Genomic DNA, 13304 nt, shown 5'->3' with positions numbered 1-13304 from the left:
CAGGCGACGGCCTGGGTGGGCTATCCTTCAGAGGAGCCCGAGGTCTTCGCAGACTTGTTTGATCCGAGCGCTGTCCTTTTCGCTGGGCGGGACAATCGGCAGCCTGCAGCCGCCAACAGGGAAGCCCAGAACCTCCAGCCCGTACTTTACACAGGCGGGGTTCCCCGACGGCAGGAAGCAGGCCTCGAACATGTCCAGCAGCCTGTGGTGCAGTCGCCAGGCCGTCTCCGTGTCCTTCGTGTGGAAGGCCTGGAGCATCCTGGCCATATCCGGGCCGACCAGATGCGAGACCACGCTGATGACGCCGACCGAGCCGACCGCCAGCATGGGAAGCGTAAACTCATCGGCACCGGAGTAGACGTCGAAGCCGTCAGGTGCTCCGGCACAGATACGGCTCACCTGCACCAGATCGCCCGAGGCTTCCTTGACCGCAACGATATTCGGAACCTCGTGCGCCAGCCGCAGGACCGTAGCCGCCTCGATGTTCTTGCCCGTGCGCCCCGGCACGTTGTACAGGATCACAGGCAGGTCGGTAGCTGCAGCGCAGGCCTTGAAGTGCTGGTAGAAGCCCTCCTGCGGAGGCTTGTTGTAGTACGGTCCCACCAGCATTACGGCGTCGAGGATACCCAGTTCCGTAGCAGCACGTGTAAGCTCGATGGAGGCAGCGGTATCGTTCCCGCCTGTCCCCGCAGCGACGATCACGTCGCTGCCAACTGCCTCCCGCACCACGCGGCACATCTGCAGCTTTTCGTCCTTCGACAGGGTCGGTGACTCGCCTGTCGTTCCTCCAACTACCAGCCCGTCAGAGCCTTCGTCGACAAGCCTGCAGGACAATGCGGCCAATCGGTCGTAGTCGACCTTCAGGTCACTATCAAAGGGGGTCACCATCGCGGTAAGCAGGTAACCGAGTCTGGGCATGACGTCCTCCGAGATGCGCACACGATCAGACTGCGCGCGCGACCATTCAGTGTATCACCGCTCGCCGACCCCGTTCTGCACCCCCCGGTATTTCCCCGTACCGCCGCTGATCCCTGCCCGCCTTTGTGTGGGCAAAAGGGGGCCTGCCTGATGTTCTCAGTCAGACCCCCGGCTTAGTAGCTACCAGCTAGTCGCGCTTCTTCTCGCGGAAGTAGGACTTGCCGCGTCCGGCATCGAACTCGCCGCCCTCTCCGCCAGCATGGGGGCTTCCGCCACGCGAACCGCCGCTGTGGGACCCGCCACGTCCACCACGGGAGGGGCCGCCACCGCCACGAGGTCGGCTGCCGCCGCCACTGCTCTCAGGGATGCCGGCCGGTCGGGGAAGCAGTTCCTTGCGGCTGGCGCGGATCTTGCCCTCGTCGTCGACCTCGATGACCTTGACTTCCATGGTATCGCCGACCTTGGCGATGTCCTCGGTCTTTGCGATGTGTTCCCAGGCCAGGTGCGAGATGTGCACCAGCGCCTCGCGACCGGGCATGAGCTCAACGAAGGCACCGAAGGCCGTCGTGCCGGTCACACGACCCTTGAACACTTCGCCAACGGCGATCTCGCGGGTCATGTCGGCAATGATCTGACGTGCGGCATTGGCCTTCTCGCCATCCATACCGAAGATGAACACGGTGCCGGTATCGTCGATGTCGATCTGGACCTCGTTCTCGTCCTGGATCTTGCGCACGTTCTTGCCGCCAGGGCCAATCACCATACCGATCTTGTCGGTCGGGATGGTCACCGAGTACATGCGCGGCGCATAGGGCGAAAGCTCGGTGCGCGGATACGGGATGGTCTCCGCCATGATGTCCAGGATGCCCAACCGGGCCTCGCGGGCCAGGTCGAGAGCATCGAAGCAGACCTGCAGCGGCAGGTGGGTGAGCTTGGTGTCTACCTGGATCGCGTTGACGCCCTCGCGGGTGCCTGCCACCTTGAAGTCCATGTGGCCGAGGAAGTCCTCGATGGCCTGCATGTCTGCGAAGACCCGGTAGTTCTCGGAATCTCGCAGGACCAGGCCGATGGAGATCCCGGCCACCGGGGCCTTAATCGGCACGCCGGCGTCCATCAGCGACAGACAGGACGCGCAGACGCTGGCCATGGAGGTCGAGGCGTCGCCGCCCATGACCTCGGAGACCAGACGCACGGTGTAGGGGAAGTCCGCATCCTCAGGGATGACGTACTCAACGGACTTCCCGGCAAGAGCGCCGTGGCCGACCTCGCGCCGACCAGGGGACCGCATACCGCGGACCTCGCCGGTGCAGAAGGGCGGGAAGTTGTAGTGGTGGATGAAGTGGGTGTACTCCTCTTCGTCGAGGGAGCGCACGAGCTTCTGGTCGCGGAAGGCGCCGAGGGTCGTCGCCGTCATGACCTGCGTGTCGCCACGGGTGAACAGGCCGGAGCCGTGCACACGAGGCAGGAAGCCAACTTCGCAGGTGATCGGCCGTACCTGGTTGAAGGTGCGACCGTCGACGCGGCGCCCCTCGTCCAGGACCATCTCCTGAAGCCGCTTCTTCTGCAGCTTCTCGACGGTATACTCGACGTCGAACTCCTTGCCCGCCAGTTCCTCGGGCAGTGCAGCGACGACGTCCTTGACGACCGCTGCCGTGTCCGCATTGCGGCTCGCCTTGTCCGGAGCGTCGAGGCAGGCACGGACACGGTCGGCGAACTGCGAGGTGACGAGGTCGACGATAGCCGGGTCCGGCGCCCACAGCGGGAAGTCAGCCTTGGGCTTGCCGCAGACCTGACGGAGCTCTTCGATGGCGTCGATGACCGGCTGCGAGGCCGCGTGGGCCATCTCGAGGGCCTCGCGCAGGGTGGCCTCGGAGACCTGGTCGCCTTCCATTTCGAGCTCAACAATCCCGTCGCGGGTGCAGGCGGCAAGCACGTTCAGCTTGCCCTCGCGCAGGGCCTCGAAGGTTGGGTTCACAGCGAGTTCGCCATCCACGCGGCCGATCTGCGCGGCTCCGAAGGGGCCGTCGAAGGGGACCCGCGAGATGTGCATCGCGGCGCTACCGGCGATCATGGCAACGAGACTGACCGAGGAGTCCGACTCAACCGACAGGGGGTTGATGACCACTTGGACGTCGTTGCGCAGACCGTCGGGGAGCAGCGGGCGAATCGGGCGGTCGATGGACCGACCCATGATGACGGTTTCGTCGGAGGGCCTGCCCTCACGCTTGAAGAAGCCGCCCGGGATGCGACCCACGGCGTACATCTTCTCTTCGAAGTCGACCCGCAGCGGCACGAAGTTGGCCTGAATCGGCTCATCGGTCACGTTCGCGGTGGCGAGGACTACGGTGTCCCCGTAGGTGACCACAACAGCGGCGTCGGATTGTAGTGCGAGCTTGCCGACCTCAAAAGTCAGCTCTCGTCCAGCAAAATCACAGCTTACCTTATGGACCATTCTGTCCTCCTGGGACTGGTCGGAGCGGGCGAGAGACGGTGCGAGGAAGCAGGGAAAACAGGGGGTAGGAGCGCTGCGCATGCGGAGCAGTCTCGCTGACGTACCCGTGAGGAGTGCGCGTGCCGCCGAGGCAAAGACCCGTCTGCTTTGGGCCTGCTGCACCCGTGAGGGTGTCTCAACTCAACCCCTGCTTTCCCTGATTCCCCGTCGTCTCCCTCGCCCTTCCTGACCCTTGGTAGATGCCTGCAGGCAAGCAAAGGCCTGCAGACGTAACATATCGCGGAGGCGAAAAGATCGCCTCCGCGACTTGTTTCAACACTTAGCGGCGGATGCCGAGATCGGCGATGAGCGCCCGGTACTTCTCGATGTTGGTGTTGCGCAGATAGTTGAGGAGCCTTCTGCGCTGCCCGACCATCTTGAGCAGCCCACGGCGGGAGTGGTGGTCTTTGCGGTGTTCCTGCAGGTGCTTGGTGAGGTACTCGATGCGCCCGGTGAGGAGAGCAATCTGCACCTCCGCCGACCCCGTGTCCGACTCGTGCGCCCTGTACTTCTCAATGATCGCGGCCTTATCGTCCTTGGCCAACGACATGCAACCACCTCGCTTCCTTTACAGCCGCCTGGGGGGTGGTAGTCCCTGCGACTGCCGACACAGCGACGTCATATCATCGCGCCTCTGACCGAGCAACTCGCCGGAAGGTCGGGAAGCCCAGTGAGAGGACCTGTGTCGATGGCTGCATGATACCACAGCCGCAGAGGTCGTGTAAAGCGCGACGGAGAAGGACCCCCTGCCCGGTACCTGAGCAGGTCTGACGGCCTGCCTACAGACGGAGGTGTCGTGATGCATCCCCTTGTGACCCCAGTTCTCGCCCTTGCAGGCTGCCTTCTGCTTTCGCTTCCCCTCACCGCCCAAGAGCTCTCCGAGCCCTTCCGACAAGCCTACACCGGGGACGATGCGACCGGCAAGCATGTCCGCGCTCTGTGGCAGTTCGACGGCGATACACCGGGCAAGGACATGTCCGGTAAGGGCAATGACCTGACCTTGCGCGGCGCTCAGTTCGTTCCCGGAGGGCTCCTCGGCGGCGGCCTCGAGTCCTTCTGCGGTTGGCCGGTTGAAGACAAGCCTCACTACGCCTCGGCCCGTAACAACCCGGCGCTCTGCCCCACCGGGGCCTTCTCTGTCGAGCTCTGGGTCAAGCCCAAGGCCGAGATCAAGGGCTATCCCGAGGCCTTCCTGCTCGACAAGAAGTACGTCGACAACACGGACTACCAGCTCACCCTCGGGCCGGATGACGGGGCCGGGTCTCGGACCATCATCATGCGTCTGGGCTTCGGCACCGACACGGGGACCTGCGCCTCTCTCCCCGTCAAGTTCCCGCCGGACCAGTGGCGGCATATCGCCTTCACCTATGACGGCAACGGGACAGGCTGCTTCTATGTCGATGGCGGCGCAGCCGGCAGCACCTACCTCCCCGGTCGCAAGGGCATCGCGCCCGGCAAGAAGGACCTGGTCCTCGGCGACCGTATCGGTAGCTACTTCCACGGCTTCCCCGGCATCCTCGACCAGGTGCGCCTCTGCGACGGTGTGCTGGAGTTCCGTCCGCTGGCCCTTTCCCTAACCTCCCTGCGGAAGACCTTCGTGAGGATGGAGCCGGGTGCCGACCTGGCCTTCGCGGTGAAGAACCTGCAGCGCCTGCCGGTGAAGGACGCTTCGGTCACGCTGACGCTGGGCAACTTCGCGCCGCAGAAGATGACACTGGCCGAGATCGCACCCGGTGCCGTGCAGACGGTGTCCTACGCTCTGGACACGTCGCTGCGACCGGACACCTACAAGCTTGCAGCCGAGGTGGACGTCCCCGGAGACACGCCACTGCACAGCCGCGACGAGTTCACCCTTACCCTTGTGCCTCGCCCGATGCCGCACACGATGCCCGTCGTCATGTGGGGCGCAGGCCTGGGCGAGGTCGACCGCCTCAAGGATATCGGCTTCACCCATGCCATCGGTGTTCCCATCGACCTCGCGGCCGTCTGGGAGGCAGGCAAGCCGATTGTCTCCGGCAAGCCCGAGGACCGCGCAAGGGTCTACGCCGATCTCGACCGAGCCCTTGCTGCAGGCGTCGGCGCTGTGGCGAGTCTTTCGCCGGGGAGCTGGGCGCGTAGCAAGACCGAGGTGCAGCGCGTTGACCGAACCGGCAAAGCCCTGGACCGTCCCGATGTATGCGCTAGCCTGCCCCAGGTCCGCGACTTCTGCTACAACGTCGGCGCCTCGATGGCTCAGACCTACGGCAGCCATCCCGACCTGACGACGGCGCTCATCCACACTGAGGTCCGCAGCGACTCCGCTCCCTGCTTCCATGAGAGCGACCGCGAGGCCTTCCGCAAGTTCGCCGGGTATGACATCCCGGCGGAGGCGGGCAACCGCTGGGGCGTCAAGTACACCGACCTCAAGGACTTCCCGGCGGACCGCGTCATCCCCGACGACTACCCGCTCTACGTCTACTACAAGTGGCTGTGGAAGCAGGGAGACGGATGGAACGACCTGCACACGGCCGTTGATGCCGGGCTCAAGTCGACCGGCCGCAAGGACCTGTGGACCTTCCACGACCCCGCCGTGAGGGTCCAGTCCGTCTACGGGAGCGGCGGCAACGTCGATGTGCTGTCCCACTGGACGTACTCCTATCCCGACCCGATCCGCATCGGTCTGTGCACCGACGAGCTGTTCTGCATGGCCCAGGGCGCCTCGCGGCCCGACCAGCAGGTCATGAAGATGACCCAGATCATCTGGTACCGCGCGCAGACCGCACCGGAACCGGGCGAGCAGGCACAGGCGCAGACCGCCACCTTCAACGACCAGGACACGAGGCCGACGGGGACGGGACGAGTGGATGCCCAGGGACGTTACCAGGCCTCCTGGGAGCGCGAGATCCCGGACGCCCGGTTCATCACGATCGCGCCGATGCACCTGCGCGAGGCCTTCTGGACCAAGATGGCACGACCAATCCAGGGCATCATGTACCACGGGTGGCAGTCCCTGGTGCCGGTCGAGGGCAGCACCAGCTCGTACTGCTACACCCATCCAGAGACCAAGAACGAGCTGCGGCGGCTGGTTAGGTCGGTCGTCGAGCCCCTCGGTCCGGCGCTGATGCAGGTCCCCGATCGCCCCAGCGATGTCGCCTTCCTGGAGAGCTTCGCCTCCCAGAACTTCGCCCAGCGTGGCACCTATGGCTGGAATGGCGGCTGGGCCGGTGACGCCTACCTGATCCTCATGTACGCCCAACTGCAACCGAAGATCGTCTACGACGAGACCGTGCAGAAGGAAGGCCTGGACGGCTACAAGGTCCTCGTGGCAGTGGACTGCGATGTCCTGACCCGCTCAGTGGTCGACAAGATCAAGGCCTTCCAGGCTCGCGGCGGCCTCCTCCTCGGCGACGAGAACCTGTGCCCGGCGCTGAAGCCCGACCTCCTGCTGCCGCGTCACGACCGCCCGAAGGAGGCCGACAAGGGTCGTGGCCTCAACCTGCAAGCGGCCGCCGATCTGCGCAAGGCTCTCGACGCACGCTACAGCCGCCATGCCGATTCCTCGGCCCCGGACGTCATCACTCGCGTCCGGCAGTACGGCGCGACGGACTACCTGTTCGCAGTGAACGACCTGCGTGAGTTCGGCGACTACGTGGGCCACCACGGTCTCGTGATGGAGAACGGTCTGCCGACTTCGAGCACGCTGACCCTGGCTCGGGGCGGCCATGTGTACGACCTGCTGGCCCGACGCGAAATCACGGCGCGCCTCGCAGAGGGGAACCTGACCATCGCCGCTGACTTCGGTCCTTGTGAGGGCCGCGTGTACATGGTCACCTCGCAGGCGCTGTCGGCAGTCAGCGTCGAGGCACCTGCAGAGGCCAAGCCCGGCGACGAGGTCACCTTCAAGGCAGCGGTTCTCGGCGAGGACGGCAAGCCCCTCGACGCCGTGGTGCCGGTCAGACTCGACATCCTCGACCCGCACGGCAGGGCAGCGGAATTCAGCGGTTACTACGGGGCGAAGGACGGTCAGGTGCAGGTGACCGCCAGGCTCGCCCCCAACGATGTGCCCGGCCTGTGGCGGATACACGTCGAAGAGCTCGCCTCCGGCCTTACCAGGGACGCTTACATGAGGGTGAGCCGGTAGCCTTCGGCTCGTGGCACTGTCGCCCTCCGTGTCCAGGAGGATGGCCCACAAGAAGGGAGCTGCGACCATGCGCGATTGGCCTGTTTGCCTGTCGCTGGCGTTGCTTGTCATCTGTGTTCTGCCGTGCCGGGCCGCGCTAAAGGTCCTCGACCGTCCGCTATGGGTGTTTCCGGGGCAGACTTTCCGAGTCGCGCTGGAGCAGCCGCCACAGTCCGGCGAACTGAAGGTCGTCGTTCCCGCTGAGCTGGATCTGTTCGACCGCTGGCCCAAGGACACCGTGCAGAGGTTCTACTTCCGCGCGCTCAAGCCCGGGGAACTGACACTGCACTTCGAGGGTGCAGGAGGGCAGCTCGACCTCCCGGTGTCGGTGCTTCCCTGGAGTTCGGTCTACGAGACGCGTGACTGGGAGGGCATCAAACTCCCGCGCCTGTGGCCCGTGGGTGATGCTGGCTACAGCGAGCTGAAGCAGCGTCGCACGCTGCACACCGAAGCCCAAATGCAGCGTCTCCGGGACTCGAAGGCGCCTGCCTCGGGACGAGCATCCGCCTGGCTGGCGATGAGCGATGACGAGGTGTTCAACGTCATCCCGGGGCCCTGTGTGCCTCGCACGTGCCTCATGGTTCTGAGTTCCGGTGAGGCCCCGCGCGGGAAGGGCTGCCCCGTCTGCGGCACCAAGATCTACGAGGGGCGCAGTGGGTTCTACCCCTGGATCTTTGACGCCAAGAACCACCCCTGGAAGGTCGGCTGCCCGAGCTGTGGCAACTGGTTCCCCTCCAACGACTTCCAGAAGGGCGACATGCACTCCGGCGATTTCCCCGACGACGGCTTCGGGTGCGAGCCGGTGAGCCCGGTCATCTCCCCTACCGGCGTCCCCTGGCGCTATCCCTTCGTGGCTTACTACCACGAGTGGGAAGCCTACATGCGCACCTTCACACCCGCCGTGGTCGACTGTGCTCAGGCCGCCGTCACAACCGGCGACAAGCGCTACGCCCACAAGGCCGCGATTGCGCTGTTCCGCTTCGCCGAGAGCCAGCTCGACATGGCGCTTAACCTCAACCACCGCAAGATGGCGGTGCGTGACGCGATCCTCCGAGGGCCCGTGGGGGCGCCGGAGACCGTGCGCATGAAGGGGCTCTCAGGCTCCTTCCTCTACATCCAGCCCAACTGGGACACGCCGCGGATGGAAGAGGCTGCGCAGGCCTGGGACCTCATCTTCGACTTGCTCGACGGTGACGCGGAACTGGTGCGGTTCTGCCAGACGCACTATCACCCCGAGATCAAATCCCTTGAGGACTTCCGCCGCTTCATCGAGGCCGGCGTTCATCGGGTGACGGCACAGGCCTGTCTGGACAACGCCGTCTCCCGCAACTGGCCGATGCAGGAAACCACTCTCGCGACCGTGGCGCTCGGCATGGGCACACCTCGGGGTCTGGACTTGATCGACTGGCTCCTGAACACCAACGGGATACGCTATGCCCTCACCAACGAGTACTTCAAGGATGGCGCCGGGCATGAGTCGGAGGGCTACAACGGCATCCAGATCGGTGACATGACCCGGCTGATCCTGTTGCTCGACCGGGTCGCACAGGTGTACCCGGACCTGTACAAGGCACCGCGCTTCGTGTCCCTGGCGCGCGATCCCAAGTTCCGCCGGCTCTACGACTTCCCGCTCGATGACAGCCTGATCGGTCGCACCTATCCCAGCGCAGGCGACACCGGCGGTGCAGGCAGACCCAGCATCCCGGCGCCGCAACAGGGCTATCCGCTGGTGCCCGGGAGCTTCGCCGAGATCTTCAGCCTCACTCGCGACCCCAAGTTCGCCCAGGCCCTGTGGGGCCCCAAGGGCGAGGTGCCTTCGCAGGTACAGGACCCAGCCCTCAGAGCGGAAGTAGAGAAGGTCGGCAAGGAACGCGGATGGCAGGTTCAGCAGACCAGCGATATCCTCGACGGCTTCGGCCACGCGATCCTCCGGTCAGGCACAGGTGACCGCCAGCGTGCCCTCTGGATGCGGTACGGCCGGACGCTGCAGCACGCGCACCCGGACATGCTGACGATGGGCTTCGAAGCGATGCAACGAAAGCTGCTGCCGGAACTGGGCTACCCCGTCGGCTGGACCTACGCCGGTTCGTGGGAGACCAACTGGGGCACCCACTACGTCACCCACGTGGACAAGTACAGCACCCGGGACTTCGGTCGCGGCAAGCTCACCAGCTTCGCCGATTCCGCACCGGCTCGTGTGGCCATCGCCGAATCCCAGCTCATGGGCGAGGCAACACCGCGCCCCAAGCGCGAGCGACTGATTGCCCTGGTGGACATCGACGACCGCGACTGCTACGGCGTGACCCTGGAGCGCGTCTTCGGCGGCGAGACGCAGTACTGGAGCTTCCACGGACCGGATGGGGAGGCAACACTCCAGGGCGTCTCGATGACGCCGCAGGCCACGGGGACTCTGGCCGGCCCCGACAGCAAGTACGGGGACGACACCGAGATCCGCAAGGTCCACCCGGACCTGTCCTGCTTCGCCTTCCTGTACGATGTGGCGCGAGGAACGCCGACCGGCCCCTGGAGTCTCGACTATGCTCTCCGCGACCAGACAGACCTGGGCCTGCGACTAACCTGTGTGTCGCCCTCGGGCGGGAAGCTCGCCACGGCGAAAGGCAAGGCACCCGGCGGCAAGTCCAACTACGAGATCACCTGGGCGGTCTGGCAGCAGCAGGGCAAGGCTCCTCTCGCGAGCCAGTTCCTCTCCGTCCTGGAGCCCTACGAGAAGCAAAGCCGTCTCGGACGTGTTGTGCCGGTTCGGGTGACCGGAACGCCCGTTGACGGCTTCGAGCCCCTGGCGATACGTGTCGAAGGCACGGGCTTCACGGACACCTTTGTGTTCCAGCGCACCGGCGGAGGCCTGTGTCGGACTGAGGACGGGCTCGAGACGGATGCCCTCTACGCCTTCTGGCGCGAGCGCAACGGGAAGCCCGAGACCGCAGTCCTTCTGGGCGGCACCTTCCTGCGCAAGGCGGGCATGGCGCTGCGGCAAGCCACAGGCGAGTGCACCGGGAAGATCGAGAGCTGCGACTGGGGCCACTCGACGCTGCGGGTGAGGTTCGCCGGGCTTGCCCCCGCACCGGAAGCCCTCGTCGGACGCCAGGTGCGTCTGCGCAACGACGACGGCAGCGATGCCTCTTACCTGGTGAAGGCAGCGCGCGCTGACGGTCCGCTCGTTGAGATCAAGCTGGGCCTGGACCCGAGGATTGGAGAGGGAAGCGTTGCCGGGGTCGACGACGGAGCGGTCACCAGTGCCATCAGCCTGCGGATGGCGCCCTGGCAGTACTATGCCGGGAAGACCCTCGCGAACGAAGACGGCAGCGCCCTGTACCGGCTCAAGGACGTGACCGGGAGCACGAAGTGCGTGCTCGTCGAGGCGACAGAGAAGGCGAAGCTGGCCGAGGCCTTCAGCGACCGCGACGGCGATGGCCTGGTACGGTTCGTCATCTACGACTATGGCCCCGGCGACGAGGTCAGGGTCCCCTGCTGGACCGCCGGCGCACCTTCGGCCCAGTAACATAGGACCCCTTCGGAGGCAGCAAAGAGGGCGGCAGGTCATGGCCTGCCGCCCTTCTGGTTCTCTGTGCTCTCGGGATTCGGTTGCCCGTGACGGGACGCCTGCTACCCCAGACCGCCACCACCACTGCGAATGCCGCGTTCGCTCTCGATCTTCTGCTGGTACCCGCTCTCGCGGTAGGCCTTGAGCGGCTCGGTCGGCACACCCATCTCCTCGCGGACGACATGCACCAGCGGCCGCACGTCCAGGAAGAAGGCCTGCTGCATGACGTTCTCTGCCCCGACGATGTCGCCATTCCGCTGAGCCTCGGCAAGGGCCTTGCGGTCGATGCAGAGGGCCTTGGCGTAGGTGAACTGGATGCTCTCGACCGTCTGGATCATGGCCTCGATCTTGGGCTTCACGTTATGGCTCTGGTCGATCATGTAGGCGATGTGCAGGTTGGGGTCCTTCGCCTCGGCCTTCACCAGCTCGTTGTAGATCAGGAAGCCCTCGTAGGGATTGACCGACCCGAAGGTCAGGTCGTCGTCCGCGTAGCGGGCGTTGTTGAAGTGGAAGCCTGCGAGGCGTCCCTCATCGATCAGGAAGGCGACGATGTGCTCGATGTTGGTGGCCCGGGCGTGGTGCCCCAGGTCCACGAGCACCTTGGCGTTCGGTCCGCACTTCTCGCCGAACTTGCAGGCCATTCCCCAGTCGGCGATATCCGTGTGGTAGAAGGCGGGCTCGAACATCTTGTACTCGATGCCCATGACCATGTTCGCGGGCATCGCCTTGTACACGGTCTGCAGGGCCTCCTCCATCCGGTGCTTGCGCTCCAGGAAGTCGTCCATGCCGGGGTAGTTGGTCCCGTCGCCGAACCACAGGCTCAGGAAGTCGGACCCGACCTGCTTGCCGATCTCCACGGAGTCGAGCATGTGCTGGATGGTCTTCTGCCGCACCTTCGGGCACGGGTGGCAGGCCGACCCCAGCTTGTACTCGTCCTGCTCGAACAGCGTCGGGTTGATCGCACCGATCTTGACGCCCAGGGACTCGGCGTAGGCCTTGGCCTCCAGCGGATCAGCATCGACGAAGTCCCATAGCACATGCACGGCCACCCGCGGGCATACGCCGGTGAGCTTGTGCACTTCGGCGGCATCCTGCAGCTTCTCCTGGATGGAGACGGCAGCTCCGGCCTGCTTGAAGACCTTGAACCGCGTCCCGCCGTCAGCGTAGGCCCAACTCGGCGTCTCGATCACCTGGGCCTTGAGGCATGCCTTCACAGCCTCCACATCGACCTTGCGGTCGGCGAGCTGGTCACACAGCAGTCTGTAGGCGTCTTTGAGGTTGTAGGACATATCAGGGTCTCCTTCTGAGCGTACGAGGGAAAGCCGGTGTGGCGACGACGGCAGCCGCCGGCCCTGTTCCGATCTTGGGATAGTCTACACGCCCCACAGGGCGCTCACAAGTAGTGGATCCGGTCGCGATTCTCTTCCAGCAGCCGGGCGTTGTGCTCGTCCCCGCCGTCGAGGTTGGCGCTGATGAACACCGGCGGCGTCTCCCCACGATCCAGCAGATTCTGGATCACCTGGCAGATCAGGGCATTCACCACCGTGCAGCCCAGGACCGTCGACAGGGGTCCCGACTTCTGAGCGAAACCCTCGAACTCGACGGCAGCGTCCCCCTTGGGGCTGCAGGTGTCGATCACCACGTCCACCAGCTCGAACAGCCGCTTGCCGCTCGGGTGCCGACTCGCGACCTCCCGCGAGTAGTCCAGGGCGGTGATGCCGATCGTCGTCACTCCCATCTCGCGGGCCGCGAGGGCCATGTCCAGGATCACATGATTGCGCCCGGAGGTCGAAGACAGGATCAGCACGTCCTTCGCCTTCACCGGCGAGTTGCGCAGCAGCAGCGCCCCGTAGTCTGGAAGACGCTCGATCTGCGAAGTCATCGTCAGCGGACGCACCATCAGGTTCATCCCCTGCGGGTAGATGGGGTTCACCAGCATCAGGCCGCCGGTGCGGTAGACCATCTCTTCCGTAAGGATGAACGAGTGCGAGGCGCCAAAAGAGAAGACCTGCCGACGATCGACGATGGCCTCCGTGATGACCTCGGCAGCCTCTCGCATCGGCTCCTGCTGAGTCTCGGCAAGCTGCCGCAGCCCACCTTGTACGGCTTCGATGTAGCGATCAATTGCCATGGGGTATCTCGTCACCTGGGCTCGAGTGCTTCGTCCTGGCGGC

Annotated in this window: 7 protein-coding genes; 2 read left to right on the top strand and 5 right to left on the bottom strand. The window is 65.1% G+C overall.

All coding sequences use genetic code 11. The features are described from left to right. Nucleotides 1-27: 27 nt before the first annotated feature. The 3 genes from dapA to rpsO all read right to left on the bottom strand — a co-directional run bounded on the left by dapA (nucleotide 28) and on the right by rpsO (nucleotide 3959). Complete coding sequence (gene dapA / locus ABFE16_05785) at nucleotides 28-918, bottom strand: 4-hydroxy-tetrahydrodipicolinate synthase (protein ID MEN6344797.1); 891 nt, start codon at nucleotides 916-918, stop codon at nucleotides 28-30. Between the two features lie 187 nt (nucleotides 919-1105). Then, entirely contained in the window at nucleotides 1106-3370 is a 2265-nt protein-coding gene (gene pnp, locus ABFE16_05780) for a polyribonucleotide nucleotidyltransferase (protein MEN6344796.1), read from the bottom strand. Between the two features lie 319 nt (nucleotides 3371-3689). Continuing rightward, nucleotides 3690-3959: a 30S ribosomal protein S15 gene (gene rpsO, locus ABFE16_05775; GenBank protein MEN6344795.1), complete on the bottom strand. Its 270-nt coding sequence runs from the start codon at nucleotides 3957-3959 to the stop codon at nucleotides 3690-3692. A gap of 249 nt (nucleotides 3960-4208) precedes the next feature. Between rpsO and ABFE16_05770 the strand changes: the two genes are divergently transcribed. Continuing rightward, complete coding sequence (locus tag ABFE16_05770) at nucleotides 4209-7529, top strand: LamG-like jellyroll fold domain-containing protein (protein MEN6344794.1); 3321 nt, start codon at nucleotides 4209-4211, stop codon at nucleotides 7527-7529. A gap of 67 nt (nucleotides 7530-7596) precedes the next feature. Continuing rightward, nucleotides 7597-11088, top strand: coding sequence for a hypothetical protein (locus tag ABFE16_05765; protein MEN6344793.1), 3492 nt, complete (start codon nucleotides 7597-7599; stop codon nucleotides 11086-11088). A 104-nt stretch (nucleotides 11089-11192) separates the two neighbouring features. Here the strand turns inward: ABFE16_05765 and rhaI are convergent, their stop codons facing one another. Together rhaI and ABFE16_05755 are read right to left on the bottom strand one after the other, a co-directional pair. Further along, nucleotides 11193-12419, bottom strand: a complete 1227-nt coding sequence (gene rhaI / locus ABFE16_05760) for an L-rhamnose isomerase (GenBank protein ID MEN6344792.1) — start codon at nucleotides 12417-12419, stop codon at nucleotides 11193-11195. Nucleotides 12420-12523: 104 nt separating this feature from the next. After that, on the bottom strand, nucleotides 12524-13261 hold the full coding sequence (locus ABFE16_05755) for an SIS domain-containing protein (GenBank protein MEN6344791.1): 738 nt from the start codon (nucleotides 13259-13261) through the stop codon (nucleotides 12524-12526). Nucleotides 13262-13304 lie beyond the last annotated feature (43 nt).

The organism is Armatimonadia bacterium, assembly GCA_039679385.1.
Lineage (GTDB): Bacteria > Armatimonadota > Zipacnadia > Zipacnadales > JABUFB01 > JAJFTQ01.
This window is presented reverse-complemented; position numbering and strand designations above follow the sequence as displayed.